The sequence below is a fragment of the Pseudomonas sp. Sample_10 genome, assembly GCF_004321495.1.
Taxonomy (GTDB): Bacteria; Pseudomonadota; Gammaproteobacteria; order Pseudomonadales; family Pseudomonadaceae; genus Aquipseudomonas.
The window spans coordinates 161947-180491 of the sequence record NZ_RCOE01000063.1 but is presented as its reverse complement, the minus strand read 5'-3'; the positions used below and the strand labels follow the sequence as shown (position 1 = coordinate 180491).

At 58.3% G+C, this 18545-nt stretch carries 20 protein-coding genes; 7 read left to right on the top strand and 13 right to left on the bottom strand.

The features are described 5' to 3' along the window. Positions 1–27: 27 nt before the first annotated feature. The 8 genes from D8U18_RS06005 to D8U18_RS05970 form a co-directional block, all read right to left on the bottom strand. A complete protein-coding gene (locus tag D8U18_RS06005) occupies positions 28–771 on the bottom strand; it encodes a hypothetical protein (protein ID WP_056855449.1) in 744 nt (247 codons plus the stop codon). A gap of 44 nt (positions 772–815) precedes the next feature. Next, the gene (locus tag D8U18_RS06000; RefSeq protein ID WP_056855448.1) at positions 816–1496 is read right to left on the bottom strand and encodes a C39 family peptidase; all 681 of its coding nucleotides are present in this window, start codon (positions 1494–1496) and stop codon (positions 816–818) included. Positions 1497–1559: 63 nt separating this feature from the next. Next, positions 1560–2567, bottom strand: a complete 1008-nt coding sequence (locus tag D8U18_RS05995; RefSeq protein ID WP_056855447.1) for a hypothetical protein — start codon at positions 2565–2567, stop codon at positions 1560–1562. 63 nt (positions 2568–2630) lie between these two features. Continuing rightward, on the bottom strand, positions 2631–3209 hold the full coding sequence (locus D8U18_RS05990) for a hypothetical protein (protein WP_056855446.1): 579 nt from the start codon (positions 3207–3209) through the stop codon (positions 2631–2633). 1 nt (position 3210) lies between these two features. Further along, positions 3211–3645: a hypothetical protein gene (locus tag D8U18_RS05985; protein WP_130905609.1), complete on the bottom strand. Its 435-nt coding sequence runs from the start codon at positions 3643–3645 to the stop codon at positions 3211–3213. Positions 3646–3994: 349 nt separating this feature from the next. Then, entirely contained in the window at positions 3995–4525 is a 531-nt protein-coding gene (locus tag D8U18_RS05980; RefSeq protein ID WP_131107268.1) for an AAA family ATPase, read from the bottom strand. After that, positions 4522–5085, bottom strand: a complete 564-nt coding sequence (gene pnuC, locus D8U18_RS05975; RefSeq protein ID WP_056855595.1) for a nicotinamide riboside transporter PnuC — start codon at positions 5083–5085, stop codon at positions 4522–4524. Before pnuC ends, D8U18_RS05980 begins: the two co-directional genes overlap by 4 nt. A 130-nt stretch (positions 5086–5215) precedes the next feature. Further along, complete coding sequence (locus D8U18_RS05970) at positions 5216–6850, bottom strand: methyl-accepting chemotaxis protein (protein ID WP_056855443.1); 1635 nt, start codon at positions 6848–6850, stop codon at positions 5216–5218. A 258-nt stretch (positions 6851–7108) separates the two neighbouring features. Between D8U18_RS05970 and D8U18_RS05965 the strand changes: the two genes are divergently transcribed. Together D8U18_RS05965 and D8U18_RS05960 are read left to right on the top strand one after the other, a co-directional pair. Then, complete coding sequence (locus tag D8U18_RS05965; RefSeq protein ID WP_056855442.1) at positions 7109–7939, top strand: undecaprenyl-diphosphate phosphatase; 831 nt, start codon at positions 7109–7111, stop codon at positions 7937–7939. Further along, positions 7936–8364: a DUF1294 domain-containing protein gene (locus tag D8U18_RS05960; protein WP_131107267.1), complete on the top strand. Its 429-nt coding sequence runs from the start codon at positions 7936–7938 to the stop codon at positions 8362–8364. The genes D8U18_RS05965 and D8U18_RS05960 overlap by 4 nt, the downstream gene beginning before the upstream one ends. Here D8U18_RS05960 and D8U18_RS05955 read toward each other — a convergent pair. Both D8U18_RS05955 and D8U18_RS05950 read right to left on the bottom strand, forming a co-directional pair. Next, positions 8361–8720: an MmcQ/YjbR family DNA-binding protein gene (locus tag D8U18_RS05955; RefSeq protein ID WP_056855440.1), complete on the bottom strand. Its 360-nt coding sequence runs from the start codon at positions 8718–8720 to the stop codon at positions 8361–8363. The two genes, D8U18_RS05960 and D8U18_RS05955, sit on opposite strands and share 4 nt — an antisense overlap. After that, positions 8717–9625: a LysR substrate-binding domain-containing protein gene (locus tag D8U18_RS05950; RefSeq protein WP_056855439.1), complete on the bottom strand. Its 909-nt coding sequence runs from the start codon at positions 9623–9625 to the stop codon at positions 8717–8719. Before D8U18_RS05950 ends, D8U18_RS05955 begins: the two co-directional genes overlap by 4 nt. Positions 9626–9757: 132 nt before the next feature. Here D8U18_RS05950 and D8U18_RS05945 point away from each other — a divergent pair, with 132 nt between their 5' ends. Then, positions 9758–10369 carry an FMN-dependent NADH-azoreductase gene (locus tag D8U18_RS05945; RefSeq protein ID WP_056855438.1) on the top strand — a complete coding sequence of 204 codons (612 nt, stop codon included), beginning with the start codon at positions 9758–9760 and terminating at the stop codon, positions 10367–10369. A 167-nt stretch (positions 10370–10536) separates the two neighbouring features. Then, positions 10537–11574, top strand: a complete 1038-nt coding sequence (locus D8U18_RS05940; protein WP_056855437.1) for a dienelactone hydrolase — start codon at positions 10537–10539, stop codon at positions 11572–11574. Positions 11575–11591: 17 nt separating this feature from the next. On the opposite strand, the gene D8U18_RS05935 is transcribed toward D8U18_RS05940, so the two are convergent. Continuing rightward, positions 11592–12782, bottom strand: a complete 1191-nt coding sequence (locus tag D8U18_RS05935; RefSeq protein WP_056855436.1) for an MFS transporter — start codon at positions 12780–12782, stop codon at positions 11592–11594. A 188-nt stretch (positions 12783–12970) separates the two neighbouring features. Next, positions 12971–14557, bottom strand: a complete 1587-nt coding sequence (locus D8U18_RS05930) for an ABC-F family ATPase (RefSeq protein WP_033044478.1) — start codon at positions 14555–14557, stop codon at positions 12971–12973. A 371-nt stretch (positions 14558–14928) separates the two neighbouring features. On the opposite strand from D8U18_RS05930, the gene lpxO reads away from it, so the two are divergent. Continuing rightward, complete coding sequence (lpxO, locus tag D8U18_RS05925; RefSeq protein ID WP_130907271.1) at positions 14929–15828, top strand: lipid A hydroxylase LpxO; 900 nt, start codon at positions 14929–14931, stop codon at positions 15826–15828. Positions 15829–15897: 69 nt separating this feature from the next. Here lpxO and D8U18_RS05920 read toward each other — a convergent pair whose 3' ends face one another. Continuing rightward, positions 15898–16758 carry a Ku protein gene (locus tag D8U18_RS05920; RefSeq protein ID WP_056855593.1) on the bottom strand — a complete coding sequence of 287 codons (861 nt, stop codon included), beginning with the start codon at positions 16756–16758 and terminating at the stop codon, positions 15898–15900. A 189-nt stretch (positions 16759–16947) separates the two neighbouring features. Here D8U18_RS05920 and D8U18_RS05915 point away from each other — a divergent pair, with 189 nt between their 5' ends. Continuing rightward, entirely contained in the window at positions 16948–17301 is a 354-nt protein-coding gene (locus D8U18_RS05915) for a hypothetical protein (RefSeq protein ID WP_130905601.1), read from the top strand. A 52-nt stretch (positions 17302–17353) separates the two neighbouring features. Further along, on the top strand, positions 17354–18505 hold the full coding sequence (locus D8U18_RS05910) for a PQQ-dependent sugar dehydrogenase (protein WP_131107266.1): 1152 nt from the start codon (positions 17354–17356) through the stop codon (positions 18503–18505). Positions 18506–18545: the final 40 nt, after the last annotated feature.

Sequence of the window (18545 nt, the reverse complement as noted above, 5' to 3'; positions counted from 1 at the left end):
TGCCTAATGGTCGAGACTCAGCGTAGTTCAATATCCCAGGGAGCGAAGGGCAGTGAGTTGGTTCAGGTTGCAGTCCAAAGCACCTGCAGTCGGGCCATTGTTATTGAGAACGACGTTGAGCTGAGTGAGGTTGCTGACCATGTTGCTGTTGCCCAGCAATCGAGTGTTTTGCAGCAGGCCGCCCTGGGCGACTTGCTGGATGGCCGAACCTTGATTGTTGTTGGCCTGAATAGCCATTTGCACGCCGCCATTGCTGGCAGAAACCGCAATGCTGCCAGCGGCGCTGCTGCCGGTGATGGTATGGCCGGCCATCAGTGCCTGCCCTTGGGCCGGTACCAAAGCCGGCGCATGGCTGGCTTCTTTCACATCAATGGCGATGTTGTTGTAAGCGCTGTTGCCGTCACCTGCGGCGCGCACACTCTGGTTGATACCCTGAGTGCTGTTGAGTCCTGCACCTCCAATCACACTGCCGGTGCCTTGTTCGGCAGGTCCACCGTTACCGCTTTGGCTATAGGTTGAAACGTAGAACTCGGGTTTTACCGTTGCGGCCTGTATCTGCATTGAGGTGGTTGCCCCGATCAGATCGCCACTGGCATTGCGCCAGGTACTGCTCATGACCACACCGAAGCTGATGATCCTGCCCGGCATCACATATCGACCACGCAGCTCGGCCAGCTCCTGATCTTTTATCTCGATGGGTTTGAATCCATTGGCAAAACCTGAGGTGCTGGCTACCAGACACGCAGCCGCCACCCAATAAGAGGTTTTCATGTGCTGCTCCCGGAGCGTCCTGCTCCAAATCTTCTTGTTGGCGATTAAAAGAAGTCGCTCTGTATGAAACCAAAATCCATCAATTCAGCATCTTTGACCGGGTTGAAGTTATCCAGCTTGTTCTTGGCTGTCAGGGGTTCCGGTGGGCTGCGCAGTACATTTGTTTTTTCGTAACCGGCACCCACAATAGCGAAGACAATACCGTTCCAACCTTTGACAAAGTCATCATGGGAGTAGCGTTTTTGACCGAGTACCGGGTCGGCGATGTAGACCCAGTTTTTGTCAGCACGCTGCAACACCACGAAGTGCTTGTAACCGCGAACTTCCGTCAGTACCACCACCGGGATTGTTACTGCGTCGAGCTTTTCCGGCGGGATCTTGTAGCCCCTGGCGCGCATGCCGATGCTTTCTATGTAGCGCTTCATGTCGAGCATGGAAAAACCCTGGGTACGAACCAGGTCCTGGTCTGCATTGACCAGCATGCCTTTGATGACGTGCTCTTCATCGACGTCGAGCCAATAGGCCTGGCGCAAGATCGTTGCCAGCGCGGCGGCGCCGCAGCTGAAATCGGTCTTCTGTTCGACAATGTTGCTGAATTTGCGCTCACGCAAACTCTGCACCTGTTTGTAGATGAGTGTGCCGCCAGGCAGGGCGGCCACTGACATCTGTGCGGCCTCGGTCAGGCCAGACAGGCAGAGAAGGGCGATAAGGGCAGTCTTACGCATGGTCGATACGCCTTGGGACTGAGGAAAAAAGCCCCGTTGCCGGGGCTTTCAGTGCTATCGCGATTACAGGCAGGCTCTGCAGCCGGCAGCGATGGACAGCGAGTTGCTTTGTTGGTTGCCAACACCGGCAGCGTTGTTGAACCCTGCGTTGCCGGAGAAGTTGTTGCCTACGTTGCTGACACTGGCATTGTTGGTGACAGGGTTTTTCCAGCCGTCTGGAGTCATCACTTGTTGAGTGGTTACGCCAGCCAGACCGAATACACCTACGGCTACGAAGTCGGAAGTGGTGTCGCCGTTGCCGCCGTGGCCACCACCGTGGCCGCCGCCATGACGTGGGCCACCGTGGCCGCCGCCGTTGCCTTCGGTTTTTGCCTTGCCGACTGCGACGAATTTCCCGGCAGCGTTGAAGGTCCCGGTGAGCGTGTCGGTGGAGTAGGCCTGATCAGCATTGTTGGTAACGCTCAGGCCGGTGGAGCTTTGGTTGGCCGCTGCAGCAGCTTGTGCGACACGGCCGCCCGATACGGCAATTGCCAGGTTGTTTTTCTGTTGGTTGAAGTTGCCGGCAGCGTTGTTCACACCCATGTTGCCGGAACCGCCATTACCCACGTTGTCGAGGGTTGCGCGAGCAGTGCTGGAGTAGTTGGATACGGTGTTGCCGCCGTTCACTTGAGTAGCGCTGGAAGCGGCGACTGCGGTGCCGAAGATGAAGCTTTCGTCAGCAGTAGCCAGTGCAGCGGCGTTGTCTTGTTGGTTGCCGTCGCCACCAGCGTTGTTGAGGCCCACGTTGCCGTTGGAGCCATTGGCCGAGTTTTCGACAGTGGCACGGTTGGTGGTGCCCTGGTTCAGTACTTCGTTGCCGCTGCTGCTTTGCTGATCCATGACGGTGGCCCCGGCACCGGCGGTGATCTGCAGAATTTGTTCCAGAGACGGGCCTCTAGGTCCGTTGTTGCCGTGCCCGTTGCCGTGACCATTGCCATGACCGTGATCATCACGACCGCCTGCTTGTGCTGCGATTGCCATCACTGCTGCGAGAGCGAAAACCAGTGGTTTTAAGGCCATTGTAGGTTTCATGGTGTTTCTCCGTGCTTATTAGTTGGTTAAGTGTTGGTACTTTCTAATCGCACTGCGTTTGGGTCAGTCAGCGACCCGGATGCTCAGGGTGTTAGCCATTCGGTTTCCCACCCCGGCACTCTGGTTCACCTGAATCACCCCTCGGCTGCCGGTGAAAGCCTGGTCGCTTGTCACGACCTGGCGACTGCCGGTTGGGGTGCCAGTTGCTCCTGAGCCTGGTAGCAACGCCACGTTCTGTTGCGAAAGGGCGCTATCGTCAATCGCCTGCGGAGCAGCACTGATGCTGATGCGCATGACGTTGGCCATCTGGTTGTTGGCCCCGGCGCTCTGGTTGACGCCCAGTACACCGTTGCCATTGCTGAAAGAAGTGCCGCCGATGGTGGCCGTCGCGTTCATTGACGGATTGGCGGGCGTATTGAGTCTTTGGTTGACAATGGTGGTCGCACCGGCTTCTGTGCCAATGGCGATCGCTCGAACGTTGGTCTGTTGCTGTTGGTCACCAGCGGCCTGGTTGACGTTGAAGTTGCCCCTGTATTGCGTGCCGGAATCCTGAATGTCCGCGTTGTTGATGGCCTTCACGCCGGAATCAGCCATGACGCTGGCGCAGCCGAACAAAGCGAGGAAAAGCAGGGAGCGATTCATGTCATTGACCTCCAGCCAGTCTGCCCAGTGGGGCGAGGCCGGAACTCATGGCGCGGTTGATGGTTCCCGAAATCGCATTGCCGCTGCCGCCCTGATGGCCGGCACCCATGCCGGGCATGCCGTTGGGGTTGGTGACAGTGTTGAGACCCTGCATGCCGCCCATGGCCTGGTTGTTGGCGCCACGGAAAGAGGTGCCGCTGGCGACGTTGGCGAAGTCGCCATCGCTCAGTTCACCAGTGATGCGTGCCGAGGGGTTGGTATTGACGGTAACCGGATTCGGATCCTTGCCCTGATTGCGGCCGATGTGCACCGGCTGGACAGTCCGTTGAAGAACGATAACGCCATCGCCTTCAGCCTGGACATTGAAACTGAGCACCGAGCTGGCGGCGCTTGCGATCAGCAGGAGGCAGGTCAAGCCTTTCGTGTAAGTCCCCACGGTGCAATTCCTTCTTTTTGTGGGCTGGCCCTGGTCAGCGTTGTGAAGGAGAGAGCGAAAGCTATGCCTGTTTTGAATTTGTGTTTGGATTCAATAGTTTGTGGATTTTGTCCGGGCGCACGGTAACGACGCTGTTTCAACCATGAGACAGCTCGTCGTGCTTACGCCGGGCCAAAGTGCTTGCGATGCTCTAGAACAGTACTTTGCGCGAAGGTGTATCAACGCTTTAACAAATGCGTTGGCAACGAGGGAAGAGTGTTGAGATAGGCCTTCTGCGGGTACAAGGGTGTTTCAGGAGCGGACACTTTTTCCCCAGAAAAGGGCAAAGGATGGGTAAATACCCCCAGAATCAGGGGCTAGGGCCAATCAATTTCGCAACCGCATCAAACGCCTGGGCGCGTCGCTCAGCCCAGTTGCCGCATAGGACTTTCACCGGTTTCTTATGCTGTTCAAGCCACGCCCGGATGTCGTTGAAAAAAACCTGGCGTTCTTTCAACTCAGGCTGGCAGCGCTGACCATCGTCGGTCCACTCAACGTTGTCCGGTGACAACAACAAGTGCAGGTCATATCGCCGGGCCAGGAGTGCCTGCTCGATCCAGCCTGGACAGTCACCAAAGAGCGTGCGACTCCAGAGGATATTGCTGAGCAAATGGGTGTCGAGGATGAGCAGTTGCGGTAGCAAGGCGCGAGCCTCGTCTTCCCATTGCAACTGGCCGCGGGCGATGGTCGGGATGTCTGCCAGACAGGTATCTCGCGGGTTCTCTTCAATGAATCGGCGCACGTATTCACCAACCAGCACCCCGCCGAAATGCGCTTGCAGCTCGCCCGACAGCCAGCTCTTGCCGCTCGACTCGGGACCTGTGAGTACCAGTACTTTCATGTGCGTAACGCCGGGGCCGCGCGCCATTCACGCCAACCTTGCACGGCCAGCAGCAAAAACAGACCGTACAGTGCGGCCGTCAAGTACATGCCTTTGTAAATGAATAGCCCGACGAAAATCACGTCCACTGCGATCCAGAGCGGCCAGCACTGGACGCGCTTTTGCGCCATCCACACTTGCGCCACCAGGCTGAAACCTGTGAGGGCCGCATCGAGCCAGGGTTGGGCGGCATCCGTCCAGTGCGCCATCGCGGCGCCCAGCAGCAGGCTGCCGATGGCACCGAGGATCAATCCGAGGGTCACTGATTGCGTGTCCAGCCGGCTCACTTCACGGCCATGGCTGGCATCGCCCGCACGTGTCCACTGCCACCAGCCATACAATTGCAACGCGGCATAGATCACTTGCAGCAACATGTCCGAATACAGCTTCACCTCGAAGAAGATCCAGCTATAGATAAGTACCATGACCAGGCCGATCGGCCAGCACCAGGGGTTCTGCTTGACCGTCAACCAGACGGCAATCACACCGAGGGTGGCGGCAAACAGTTCAAGCCCGGACATGTCGGTTCCTTGGAGAAAATCGAAGAGGGGCGGATTGTAACCGCAGGCAGCGGATTTTGGTTTGCAGATCAACAGAACGCAGACTTCGGCAAGCCTGTAGCCGCTGCCCAAGCCTGCGTTCTTTTAAGGCTTATACCCTGAACTGCTTCAGCAGCCCGTTCAACTGCTCACTCAAGCCCCTGAGCCGCACGCTGGCGGCACTGGATTGCTCCGCCGCCAGTGCAGTGGAATGGGATAACCCGGCTGCTTGCGTCACGTTCTGATTGATGTCCTCGACCACATGCGCCTGCTGCAAGGTCGCGCTGGCAATCGAAGCATTCAATCCGTTCAGATTGCGCAATGCCTGGCCGATGGCATTAAGGCTCGCGCCGGCGAGGCCAGCCTGTTCAATCGTCAGTTGCGACGCACGGCTGCTGTCGCCGATGACCTTGACCGCCGCTTCGGAATGACTTTGCAGGCGTTCGATCATCGACTGGATCTCCGCCGTGGACTTCTGTGTACGCTGGGCCAGCAGTCGAACCTCATCGGCCACCACGGCAAATCCGCGACCTTGCTCGCCGGCACGGGCAGCCTCGATGGCCGCGTTCAAGGCCAGCAGATTGGTCTGCTCGGCGATGGAGCGGATCACCTCCAGCACGCTGCCGATCTGCGTGCTTTCGGCGGCCAGGGTACGAATGACTTCCACGGCCTGATCGATGGTCGAAGACAGCGTATCGATCTGTTGCAGGCTGCCGTCGATGTTGATCTGGCCTTGTTGAGCCTGGGCTTCGGCGTCGCGCATTTCACTGGCGGCATGTTCGGCGTTCTTGGCCACATCCTGCACGCCATAGGTGACTTGGTTGATCGCCGTGGCCACCAGTTCCATTTGCTGCGACTGTTGCTGGCTGCGTTGCTGGGCCTGAGTGGCGTCGTTGCCCAGTTCGCTGGACGACTGGCCCAAGGCACTGGCAGATGCCTGCAACTCGCCGATCACCAGGCGCAGTTTGGCGGTGAACGCATTGAAGTGCCGCGCCAGTTGCGTGACTTCATCCTGGCCATGGGTGTCGAGGCTGCGGGTCAGATCACTTTCACCGCTGGCAATGTTGGCCATTGCGTTCACGGTTTCCTGGAGCGGACGCACGATGCTGCGGGCAATCAGGATCACCAGCGCAACCATGATCAGCGCAATGGTCACCCCAATGATCGTTGCTTTCCATACTTGCCCGTAAAACTCGGCCTGCATGTCATCAATGTACACCCCCGAGCCGAGCACCCAGCCCCAGGGCTCGAACAGTTTGACGTAGGAGGTTTTCTCGACCGGCGCGCTGGCCCCCGGTTTCGGCCAGCGGTAATTGATGATCCCGGCGCCTTTGCTCTTGGCCACGGCGACCATTTCGTTGAACACGGCAAAACCGTCGGGATCGCGGATCGCCGAAAGGTTCTGGCCGTCGAGCTTCGGGTTGGCCGGGTGCATGATCATCACCGGCGTCAGATCGTTGATCCAGAAGTAGTCATTCTGGTCATAGCGCAGGCCGCGTACGGCGGTCAGCGCCTGTTTCTGGGCGTCTTCACGGCTCAGCGTGCCGGTGGTCTCCAGGCCATGGTAATAACTCAAGATACCGCTGGCCGTCTGCACCACATGCTGGGTTTTTTGAGCCTTGGCGTCATACAGGTCATCGTGAATCTGCTTGAGCATCAAAACGCCCAAGGCCAGCAGCATCATGACGGCCACGATCAAGATGAGCCACAACCGACGGCTGATCGACATATTGCGCAAGCTGTTCATAACGCGGTGCTCCGGTTTCTTGTTTTTGTAAAGTGATCGCCAGCATCCTGCCAGGTCCGATAACGCGGCAGCGCTTTTCAGACTTGTCTGTTAGGATTTCGGCCCGGCGCGCAAAAACCTGAATCCAAATTGATTTTCCACGCGATTTTCAGGGGCCAGGGGGGACTTTGCGCACGCGGACTTCAACGACGCTGATCGCAGTGAACGCTTGGTATTAATGACGGGGCATGCGCAGATGCATAGCCTTTTGGGGGATTGATGGACCTTTGGACTGCCTTTCAGGCTTTGATTCTTGGCGTTGTAGAAGGACTGACAGAGTTTTTGCCCATTTCCAGTACCGGGCACCAGATCATTGTTGCGGACTTGCTCGAGTTCGGTGGTGAACGCGCCATGGCGTTCAACATCATCATCCAGCTCGGGGCGATCCTGGCGGTGGTCTGGGAGTTTCGCCGCAAGATTTTCGACGTGGTCATTGGATTGCCAACCCAGCCGAGTGCGCGACGTTTCACCGCGAACCTGCTGATTGCCTTCCTGCCGGCCGTGGTTCTGGGGGTAATCTTTGCCGACCTGATTCACCATTACCTGTTCAACCCGATCACCGTGGCCGCAGCCCTGGTCGTGGGTGGCGTGATCATGCTGTGGGCCGAAAAGCGTCAGCATGAAGTGCATGCCGAAACCGTCGATGACATCACCTGGAAAGATGCGCTCAAGGTGGGTTTCGCCCAGTGCCTGGCGATGATTCCCGGCACTTCGCGCTCCGGCTCGACGATCATCGGTGGACTGCTGTTCGGCCTGTCGCGCAAGACCGCTACCGAGTTCTCGTTCTTCCTGGCCATGCCGACCATGGTCGGTGCCGCGGTGTACTCGGGCTACAAGTACCGCGACCTGTTCGTGCCGGCAGACTTCCCGGTGTTCGCGATAGGTTTCGTCACCGCTTTCATCTTCGCGATGATCGCCGTACGTGGCTTGCTCAAATTCATCGCCAGCCATAGTTATGCGGCGTTCGCCTGGTATCGCATTGCCTTCGGCCTGCTGATCCTGGCCACCTGGCAGTTCGGCTGGGTCGATTGGACAGCGGCCCAGCCATGAGTGATTCCAGCGCACGCAACAACCCCGGTCGGCAATCCGGGGGAGGGGTGCAAAACCTTCGCCTGAAGTGGCTGGTGTTTGCGATCCTGTGTGCGCTGCCTCTGTTCGGTTCGACGTCGTTATGGCTGCATGGGGTGTCGACGATTCCCCTGGCGGCCTATGGCATCGTCAGTGTGCTGGCGTTTTTGCTGTATTGGAGCGACAAGCGCAAGGCCCGCGCCGATCAGTGGCGAACCCCGGAAAACGTGCTGCATGCGCTGGAGTTCGCCGGTGGCTGGCCGGGCGCCTTGTTGGCTCAACAGGCGTCTCGGCACAAGACGCGCAAGGTTTCGTTCCAAGTGGTGTTCTGGTTGATCGTGCTGATGCACCAGGTGTTCTGGATCGACCACTTGTTCCTCGGCGCACACCTGTTCGCGCTGTTCTAAAGCAGTAAGCCGACCTGGCTGCGCTTGGGCAATTTGCTGACGACCAGTTGATGGGAGCGCCGTAGCAGCGCCTGCAATTCCTCGCCGCCCAGCGGATAGGGCGTGGCCATGATGATCCACTGGGCGCGTGCCAGATAAGGCGCCGGATGAATTCCCGGGCGATCGCAATGACCGAGAAACAAATCCTTGTCGACCTTGAACGCCAGTGACGCACCGCGCAGGTTCTGCAGGGCGAACATCTTGTTTGCGGCAATCGAAAACACCCGTACGCCGCCCCATTTGTAGTCTTCCCGTGCACCCGGCAGTGCGAGGCAGAATGCTGCGACCTCGTCTTCGCTCATGCGCCCAGCCTTCATATCAAGCGATCTCCGCAGGCATTGAATGTTTCGATCAAATGGTCAAGCCAGGCGCGAACCGCCGGCATCACCCCACGTCGATGAGGGTAGACTGCTTGCAGCCAGCCTCCCGGCAAGGACCACTCGGGCAGCAACTGCACCAGAGAGCCGTTTGCCAGTTCCTGCTCGCAGTACATCATCGGCAATGTGGTAAAGCCCTGGCCGGCGAGGGCGCAGGTCTTGCGCACGATGAAGTCATCAATGCCCAGTCGTGCTTCAAGGGACAGCTCGTAACTTTTACCCTGACGATCAACCAGACGAATGTGCACCATTCGATCGGGTTCAAGTGCACCCAGCACTGGCAGGCTTTTCAGGTCATCGGGATGACTGATGTCATGTCCCTTGAGGAACGCGGGGCTGGCCACCATCAGCATTTGCGCCTGACGCAGTCGGCGTGTAACCAATAGCGGGTCTTCGTCGCCGGGCTCGCGTACACGTAAAGCGACGTCCACGCCTTCGGTCACCAGATCGACGCGGCGGTTGACCAGCATCACTTCCAATTGCACCTGGGGAAATTTTTCGAGGAAATTGCTGATCACACCCGGCAACATTTCATGGGCCAATCCGACCGGCGAAGACACCCGTAAACGACCGCGTGGTTCGCTGGACATGCTGGCCACAGCCTCATCAGCCATTTCCGCTTCGAGCAGCATTGCCTGGCAGTGTCGCAGGTAGCGTTCACCTACAGCCGTCAGCTTGAGCTGGCGGGTGGTGCGTTGCAGCAGACGTGCGCCGAGACGCTCCTCCAGTTCGGCAATGCGCCGCGACAAGCGCGATTTGGGAATCCCCAGCGAGCGCCCGGCCGCTGCGAAGCCGCCAGCCTCGACAACTTTGGCGAAGTAATAAAGGTCATTGAGGTCTTGCATGCGTGTGTGCTCGATTGTTCTATCAGTGAGACAAACTATCGCATTGTTGCATGCTAATCAGCTATTGGTTTCGTCTGTAGGATTGTTTCCATCAGATCGCCCTTGTGGGCGATCCTCACCTGGAGATCCCACATGAAACTGCTGCATATCGATTCGAGCATTCTTGGTGACAACTCGGCTTCCCGTCAGCTGAGCGGTGAAGTGGTCAAAGCCTGGCAAGTTGCCGAGCCATCCGCTGTGGTGACCTATCGTGATCTGGCCGCTGATGCCATCAGCCACTTTTCCGCGACGACGCTGGTTGCTGCCGGGACCAGCGCTGAACTGCGCAATGCCGCACAACAGCACGAAGCCGAACTGAGCGCCCAAACCCTCGCTGAATTTCTCGCTGCCGACGCAGTAGTGATTGCCGCGCCGATGTACAACTTCACCATTCCAACCCAGCTCAAGGCCTGGATCGACCGCATTGCCGTGGCCGGTCAGACCTTCCGTTACACCGAAGCCGGTCCTGAAGGCCTGTGCGGTGGCAAGAAAGTGGTGATCGTTTCGACGTCCGGCGGCCTGCACGCAGGTCAGGCGACCGGCGTAGCCCACGAAGAGTACTTGAAAGTGCTGTTCGGTTTCATCGGCATCACCGATATCGAGTTCGTTCGCGCCCACGGCCTCGCCTATGGTGATGAAGTGCGTACCAAAGCCATGAACGACGCCCAGACGCAAATCAGCGAGCAACTGTTCGCCGCTGCGTAAGGCTTGCGTAAAGCAGCAAACCGTTCAGGTAAAGCCCCAAAAAACTCTGTATTCTGGATATGCAAGTACCAGGTGCGGAGTTTTTTGTTTCTGGTCGTTACGGGTTGTGGCCCAAGATATGCAATCGAGGGTTTACCTCCATGGTCCGGTAACAAGGTGGGCATCCCATGATGCGTCTTTGTGCAACCTTAGTGTTATGCCTGTTGAGCAGCCTGAATTCGGTGCACGCCGCCCCCGCGCCACATCCTCACTGGAGCGTCGGTTATCACGAGATGAGTTTTCTCGACCCGCTCGATCTGCAGCCGATGCGCGCCATCGCGTTCTATCCCTCCAGCGAAAAAGAACATTCCAGCAAGCTTGAGGGCTACACGGTCGAAGCCGGCGAAGACACCAGGGTCGCCATGGGCCGCTTCCCGATGCTGATGCTCTCCCACGGCAATACCGGCACTCCGTTGGCGCTGCACGATCTGGCCACGTCGCTGGCTCGCAAAGGGTTTGTGGTGGTGGCGGTGATTCACCCCGGGGACAATTCCAGGGACCACAGCCGACTCGGCACCTTGAGCAACCTGTACGGGCGGCCGATCCAGATCTCCGAAGCCATCACCGCGACGTTGGGCGATCGTATGCTCGCGCCGTTCGTCAATGCCGAGCAGGTGGGCGTTATCGGTTATTCAGCCGGCGGGGAGACCGCGTTGATTCTGTCCGGCGCGACGCCCGATCTCGATCGCCTGCGCCGTTACTGCCAGGAGCGTCCGGATGACCGTGACGCCTGCAATACCCAGGGTGAGTTGATTGTCGACCGTGATGATTTGCAACCGGTGGCTGACCCTCGGGTCCATGCGTTACTGCTGATGGCGCCGCTGAGCCTGAAGTTCGGCCGACACACGTTGGCCGATGTGCATGTGCCGGTGCTGCTCTACAGCGGTGACGGCGACAAATTGGTGGCCTTTGACAAGAACGCCGCAGCGCTGGCGCGCAAACTGCCCATCGCACCGGACTTCAGATTATTGTCCGGGGCAGGGCACTTCGTGTTCATGGCACCTTGCAATGACGAACAGATCGCGATCATGCCGGCACTTTGCACCGATGCTGATGGCGTCGACCGCGAAGACATTCATCGCAATCTGATTGCCGAGGCTGGACGTTTTTTCTCGCGTACCCTGGGCAAGGCAACCCGGGCCGGGATGCAAACCGCCGATCAGTAGCTCAACGCTCCCACAGTTTATTGGGCCATCGAACGCTGCTTGAGCAGCAGCGTCAATCCAAGACCGCTGATCGACAACAGCGCCGCACTGAAGAAAATCCACGAGTACCCCATGTTCAGCGCAATGGCCCCCATCAGCGGGCCGGCAATCGCCAATGCCAGATCGAAAAATACTGCGTAAGCACTCAGTCCCGCGCCACGGCTGGAGTTGGGCACTTGTTTGATCGCCTCGACACCGAGCGCGGGGTAAACCAGCGACAGGCCAAACCCGGTCAACCCGGCACCTATCAAGGCATACCCGGTTGAGGGTGCGAGCCACAGCAGCACCAGGCCGACTGTCTCGATGGTCATGCAGGCAATGGCCGAGCTGAATCCGCCAAACCGGCTGATGCTGGAAATGAACAACAATCGCGCGAGGATAAAGCACACGCCGAACACCGTCAGGCAGTACGCCGCACCGCTCCAGCCGCGGTTCAAGTAGTACAAGGTAATGAAGGTGGTCAGGGTGCCGTAGCCAATGGACGCCAGGCTCAAGCTCGCACCGAACGGTGCAATGCGCCCGAACACCGCCCAGAACGGCAAGCGCTCACCACGCACCACTGGCACCGACGGTTTGTTGCGAATCAACAGTAGCGCCGCCAAGGCCAGTATCGACAGGGCAATGCCCAGGCTGGCGAACCCCAACTGAGCGACCATCACCACCCCCAACGGCGCTCCGATGGCGATCGCACCGTAGGAAGCTATTCCATTCCAGGAAATCGAACGTGCCGTGTGCTCCGCGCCAACCTGGCCCATGCACCAACTGATGGTGCCGACGCCGATCAAGCCTTGGGCGATCCCCAGCAACAAGCGGCCGGCGATCAGGATCGACAAACTTAACAACGGAAACCCTTGCAGCAAGGTCGACAGCAGCGTCAGCACACCGCTCAACACAATCCCTGACAACCCGTAAACGATCGCCCGTTTGGTCCCGACATTATCGGACATGCGTCCGGCCATGGGCCGACTGAGCAGGGTCGCAAGGTACTGCGAACCAATGGTCAGCCCCGCGATTACAGCACTGAACCCCAGTTGTTCATGGACATACCCCGGCAACACCGCAATGGGCAAGCCGATGCAGAGGAAGGCAATAAAAGTGTAGAAAACGATGGAGACGATCTGCAGGGTGATCGCCATGGAACTGTGCGGTGGCTGTTGCTGCGCAGACATGAGGGCTCGTTCGCGGGCGGCGGAGGGAGAGCTGCATGATGGCTTGGGCGCGGGATAAAAGAAAGCTGGCTAACTATGTTTTCCAGGTCGTGATCCTGATCGTTCCCACGCAGAGCGTGGGAACGATCAGGTCGCAAAATGCAAAAAGCCCCGTCACAAGGACAGGGCTTTTCGATTAAAGCGGACGCTTAGAACACTACGCCCTGGCTACGCAGGTAATCGTCATAGGTACCGCTGAAGTCGGTCACGCCATTCGGGCTCAGCTCGATGATGCGAGTGGCCAGGGAGGAAACGAATTCACGGTCGTGGCTGACGAAGATCAACGTGCCTGGATAGTTCTCCAGCGCCAGGTTCAGCGCTTCGATGGATTCCATGTCCAGGTGGTTGGTCGGTTCGTCCATCACCAGTACGTTCGGCTTTTGCAGGATCAGCTTGCCGAACAGCATGCGGCCTTGTTCACCACCGGAGATGACCTTGACCGACTTGAGGATCTCGTCGTTGGAGAACAGCATCCGGCCCAACGTGCCGCGAATGATCTGCTCGCCCTGTGTCCACTGGCCCATCCAGTCGAACAGGCTGACGTCGTCTTCGAAGTCGTGGGCGTGGTCCTGGGCGTAATAGCCCAGCTCCGCGCTTTCGGTCCACTTCACGGAACCGGCGTCCGGGGTCAGCTCGCCCATCAAGGTGCGCAGCAGGGTGGTTTTGCCGATACCGTTCGGGCCGATGATCGCTACGCGCTCGCCAGCTTCAACGGTGAAGCTGAAGTTCTTGAACAGCGTCTTGCCGTCGAAGCCCTTGGACATCTGCTCGATGGTGACAGCCTGGCGGTGCAGTTTCTTGGTCTGTTCAAAGCGAATGAACGGGCTCACGCGGCTCGATGGCTTGACCTCGGCCAGCTGGATCTTGTCGATCTGCTTGGCACGGGAAGTGGCCTGCTTGGCTTTCGAGGCGTTGGCCGAGAAGCGGCTGACGAACGTTTGCAGTTCGGCGATCTGGGCTTTCTTCTTCGCGTTGTCCGACAGCAGTTGCTCGCGGGACTGGGTCGCCGCGGTCATGTACTCGTCATAGTTGCCCGGGAACAGGCGCAGTTCGCCGTAGTCCAGGTCAGCCATGTGGGTGCACACGCTGTTGAGGAAGTGACGGTCGTGGGAAATGATGATCATGGTGCTGTTACGCACGGTGAGAATCGATTCCAGCCAGCGAATGGTGTTGATGTCCAGGTGGTTGGTCGGTTCGTCGAGCAACAGCACTTCCGGATCGGAAAACAGCGCCTGGGCCAGCAATACGCGCAGCTTCCAGCCTGGAGCGACTTCGGACATCGGGCCGAAATGCTGTTCCAGCGGAATGCCCAGGCCCAGCAGCAGCTCACCGGCACGGGACTCGGCGGTATAACCGTCCATTTCGGCAAACTCGGTTTCCAGTTCGGCCACGGCCATGCCGTCTTCTTCGCTCATTTCCGGCAGCGAGTAGATGCGGTCGCGCTCGGCCTTGACCTTCCACAACTCTTCGTGACCCATGATCACGGTGTCGATCACGGTGAATTCTTCGTAGGCGAACTGGTCCTGGCGCAATTTACCCAGGCGCACGTTCGGCTCGAGCATGACCTGACCACCCGAAGGTTCGAGGTCACCGCCAAGAATCTTCATGAAAGTCGACTTGCCGCAGCCGTTGGCGCCGATCAAGCCGTAACGGTTGCCACCGTTGAATTTGACCGAAACGTTTTCGAATAGCGGCTTGGCGCCGAACTGCATCGTGATGTTAGCTGTAGAGATCAAAGGTTTTTCCTGCGAAGCATTCAGAGTAGCCAGGGTGGCGGCTGGACCGCGCTTGACCCGAGTCAAGGTGCGCTGAAACGGTTTTTTTCCGTCATCAACGAGTGGCGCGTAAAGTTTGGCGGCGATTGTACTGGTCTGGCTCTTTAAACGATAGGGCAATGGAGGCCACACCGTCGTTTTGGCGGTAGCAGTGCGCATTTTCAATGTTATAGGTTAACTATTGGTTACAAAGTGTGGCTAAAATGCCATCTCTCACCGAGGCCGACATACGGCCTGGCTCGAAAACGGGCCAAAAGACGCTGCACAAGCCTCCACACGCCGCTGGCTGGCAAGGGGCGCAGTTTGTTCACTTCTGATGTGTGACGATTTCCGTGAAACTGATCATTGCCGCTGTCTACGTTGTATCCATTGCGTACGTCCATCTGCGCGGTCGCGTGCGCCACAAGTTGGGGCGCCAGTTGAGCGATCACTCGACGTTTCTGGCGCCGATCAATTGCTTTCTTTATCTGTTCTCGAAAGTCCCCAACAAGCCCTACCTGGATCCGGCGGACTTTCCCGACCTGACGCCCCTGCAAACCCATTGGCAGGAAATCCGCGCCGAAGGCCAGAACCTGCTGCGTGCCGGCGAGATCAAGCGTTCCAACCAATACGATGATGTTGGCTTCAACTCGTTTTTCAAGACGGGCTGGAAGCGCTTCTATCTCAAGTGGTACGGCGACAATCACCCGTCGGCGATGAAACTGTGCCCGCGCACCACTGAGTTGGTTCAGAGCATCGGCTCGATCAAGGCCGCGATGTTCGCCGAGTTGCCGCCGGGCTCCAAACTGGTTCGTCACCGTGATCCGTATGCTGGTTCCTATCGTTATCACCTGGGACTGGAAACGCCTAATGATGCCGGTTGCTACATCAACGTCGATGGCGAGAACTATCACTGGCGTGATGGCGAAGCCGTGATGTTTGATGAGACCTTCATTCATTACGCGGAAAACACCACCCAACAGAACCGCATCATTCTGTTCTGCGATATCGAGCGCCCGATGAAGTATCGCTGGGCAGCCGCGTTCAATGGCTGGTTCAGCCGCACGGTGATGTCGGCTGCCGGCGCGCCCAACGAGGCGGGCGACAAGACGGGTGGCATCAATCGCCTGTTCGGCAAGATTTACAAGATTCGTCTGCGCGGCAAGGAATTGAAGAAGCGTAATCGCAAGCTCTATTACTTGCAGAAATGGGCCTTCTTCGGTGGTCTGCTGGCGATTTTTGTCCTGGTCTGAATCTCTTGTCAGTGCTGCTGCTGACGTCATCGCGGGCTTGCCCGCGATGAGGCCGGAACATTCACCGCATCACTTGCTGACTTTCTTCCGCGCAGCCGGTTTGCTCGCTGATTTGCTCTTCGCAGGCGCCTTGTCGGCGCTCCTGCCCCCAAGACTGCGCTTGAGCAGTTCGGTCAAATCGATGACATCCGCGGTCTTGCGCTCTTCTTCGCCAGTCGCCGTTTCAACGTCTTCGATCTTGCCTTCATGGGCCTTCTTGTCGACCAGGGCCATGATCTTGTCTTCGAATTCATCCCGGTAATCTTCGGGCGTCCATTCTGCGCTCATGTCCTCCACCAGGCGTTTGGCCATGTCGAGTTCACCTTTGGCCAGTTCTGCTTTGGTGACGTCCGGCCCTAACGCCAGCTCGTCAAGGCTGCGGACTTCCGCCGGCCAACGCAGTTTGACCAGTACCAGCGCCGATTCCAGTGGCATCAATGCCGCGAGGTACTGGCGGGTATGCAACACCACGCGTGCCAACGCGACTTTCTTGGTTTTGGTCAACGTCTCGCGCAACAACGCGTAGACTTTGCCGCCACGTTTATCCGGTGCCAGGTAATAGGGCGTATCGATGTTTTGCAGCGGAATCTGTTCGCCGTCGACAAAGGCGAAAATGTCGATGGTCTGCGTGGATACGGGGTGCGCTGAGCGAATTTCCTCTTCGCTGAGCACCACATAACGACCCTTTTCGTAGGCTACACCTTTGACGATGTGTTCCTTGGTCACCTCCTTGCCGGTGACCTTGTTCACACGCTTGTAGCCCACCGGCTCCATGCTGCGGCTGTCGAGCCAGTCGAAGTCCACCCCTTGGGAAGAGGTCGCCGAGACCAGCGCCACGGGGATATGCACCAGTCCGAAACTGATCGCGCCTTTCCAGATTGCCCGTGCCATGGTCGTGTTCTCGCGAGTGATGATCAGGTGACCGTAGGCCTCGAGCAAAAGTTTCAGCGGCCTGCAGCCGTCTCTCGCGCAAGATCAACTTCGTGTTACACCTTGCCGTTGAGGTTTTGATTAACAAATCCGAACCCGGGGCGTAGCGTGCTATCGAAGACCTTAATCGCGCGTGCCCAGAGGCAACCCATGAACAGATGCATCCTCGGCTTCATCCTGTTGGCCTCGAGCAGCATTCTCGGCCCGCTGGCCCAGGCGCAAGTCCCTTCGACTCACGCGCCGTTGCTTTTGGCGCAGAGCCTGCCGAACAGCGGTAACAACAACCCCTACAACAGCCCGATTCGCCGGGCCAATCCCAACAGCATGCAAGGCACGCAACCCAGTGCCCCGGCGATCCGAGGACCGAATACGGTCCCTGTGCCACGTCCGCCAACCCTCGACAACGGTGGCATCGGCAATCGCTACCCGCAGACGCCAGCGGCTCCCGCCAGCTCTCCCAGATTCATACCCAACCCGCCAGCGCGGGGTACTCCCATTCGTTGAACGGCAAAATCTGCATTTCTCCCCGCCATTCTCATGACAAAAGGAATCGTGCATGTTGTGTAAATCTCTTCTGACCGCTCTCTGTGCCAGTGCAATGTTGACCGTTACGCCGCCTGCGCTTGCCGCGTCCGCACAGGCGATGAAAAGTGAACTGGGCACGCTTGAAGTCACCCCCATCGCCGAGGGGCTGGAGCACCCCTGGTCCGTGGCGTTTCTGCCGGATCGCCAGGGCATGCTGGTGACAGAAAGGCCCGGTAATCTGCGCCTGGTCAACACGCAGGGCAAGGTGTCGACACCGATCAGCGGCGTGCCCAAGGTCTGGGCCAAAGGGCAGGGTGGCTTGCTGGATGTGGCGCTGTCACCCGACTTCAAGCAAGACCGCTTGATCTATCTGTCCTACGCCGAGGGTGGTGGTCAGGGTAACAAGGCCGGTACGGCCGTCGGTCGCGGCAGGCTGTCCGAAGACCTGACGAGCCTCAGGGATTTCACGGTGATTTTCCGTCAGGAACCCAAGCTATCCGTCGGCAACCATTTTGGCTCACGGCTGGTATTTGACCGTGATGGCTATCTGTTCATTACCCTCGGGGAAAACAACGACCGGCCAACCGCACAAGACCTCGACAAACTCCAAGGCAAGGTCGTACGCATTTATCCCGACGGCAAGGTACCGGAAGACAACCCATTTGTCGGTCAGTCCGGTGTGCGTCCCGAGATCTGGTCCTACGGGGTGCGTAATCCGCAAGGTGCGGCACTCAACCCATGGACCGGCACACTGTGGGAAAACGAACACGGGCCTCGGGGCGGGGACGAGATCAACGTGATTGAGCGCGGCAAGAATTACGGTTGGCCATTGGCGACTCACGGCATCAACTATTCCGGGCTGCCCATTCCTGAAGCCCAGGGCAAAACCGCTGAAGGCACCGTCGGGCCACGGCATTTCTGGGAAAAATCTCCAGGGTTGAGCGGCATGGCGTTCTACGACGGCGATCGTTTCAAGGCCTGGCAACACAACGTTTTCATTGGTGCGCTCGTCACGCAGGAACTGATCCGTTTGCAGTTCGACGGCGACAAGGTGGTTCACGAAGAGCGCCTGCTGGGGGAGCTGAACAAGCGCATCCGCGATGTGCGGCAAGGGCCGGATGGTTACTTGTATGTGTTGACCGATGAAGAGGACGGCGCGTTGTATAAAGTCGGATTGAAGTAACGCAAAAAAGATCGCAGCCTGCTGCAGCGCCTGCATGAGC

Excerpts from the sequence above, each read along its gene's own strand:
- D8U18_RS06005 (WP_056855449.1), bottom strand. The coding sequence starts at position 771 with ATGAAAACCTCTTATTGGGTGGCGGCTGCGTGTCTGGTAGCCAGCACC.
- D8U18_RS06000 (WP_056855448.1), bottom strand. The coding sequence starts at position 1,496 with ATGCGTAAGACTGCCCTTATCGCCCTTCTCTGCCTGTCTGGCCTGACC.
- D8U18_RS05995 (WP_056855447.1), bottom strand. The coding sequence starts at position 2,567 with ATGAAACCTACAATGGCCTTAAAACCACTGGTTTTCGCTCTCGCAGCA.
- D8U18_RS05990 (WP_056855446.1), bottom strand. The coding sequence starts at position 3,209 with ATGAATCGCTCCCTGCTTTTCCTCGCTTTGTTCGGCTGCGCCAGCGTC.
- D8U18_RS05980 (WP_131107268.1), bottom strand. The coding sequence starts at position 4,525 with ATGAAAGTACTGGTACTCACAGGTCCCGAGTCGAGCGGCAAGAGCTGG.
- pnuC (WP_056855595.1), bottom strand. The coding sequence starts at position 5,085 with ATGTCCGGGCTTGAACTGTTTGCCGCCACCCTCGGTGTGATTGCCGTC.
- D8U18_RS05970 (WP_056855443.1), bottom strand. The coding sequence starts at position 6,850 with ATGAACAGCTTGCGCAATATGTCGATCAGCCGTCGGTTGTGGCTCATC.
- D8U18_RS05965 (WP_056855442.1), top strand. The coding sequence starts at position 7,109 with ATGGACCTTTGGACTGCCTTTCAGGCTTTGATTCTTGGCGTTGTAGAA.
- D8U18_RS05960 (WP_131107267.1), top strand. The coding sequence starts at position 7,936 with ATGAGTGATTCCAGCGCACGCAACAACCCCGGTCGGCAATCCGGGGGA.
- D8U18_RS05955 (WP_056855440.1), bottom strand. The coding sequence starts at position 8,720 with ATGAAGGCTGGGCGCATGAGCGAAGACGAGGTCGCAGCATTCTGCCTC.
- D8U18_RS05950 (WP_056855439.1), bottom strand. The coding sequence starts at position 9,625 with ATGCAAGACCTCAATGACCTTTATTACTTCGCCAAAGTTGTCGAGGCT.
- D8U18_RS05945 (WP_056855438.1), top strand. The coding sequence starts at position 9,758 with ATGAAACTGCTGCATATCGATTCGAGCATTCTTGGTGACAACTCGGCT.
- D8U18_RS05940 (WP_056855437.1), top strand. The coding sequence starts at position 10,537 with ATGATGCGTCTTTGTGCAACCTTAGTGTTATGCCTGTTGAGCAGCCTG.
- D8U18_RS05935 (WP_056855436.1), bottom strand. The coding sequence starts at position 12,782 with ATGTCTGCGCAGCAACAGCCACCGCACAGTTCCATGGCGATCACCCTG.
- D8U18_RS05920 (WP_056855593.1), bottom strand. The coding sequence starts at position 16,758 with ATGGCACGGGCAATCTGGAAAGGCGCGATCAGTTTCGGACTGGTGCAT.
- D8U18_RS05915 (WP_130905601.1), top strand. The coding sequence starts at position 16,948 with ATGAACAGATGCATCCTCGGCTTCATCCTGTTGGCCTCGAGCAGCATT.
- D8U18_RS05910 (WP_131107266.1), top strand. The coding sequence starts at position 17,354 with ATGTTGTGTAAATCTCTTCTGACCGCTCTCTGTGCCAGTGCAATGTTG.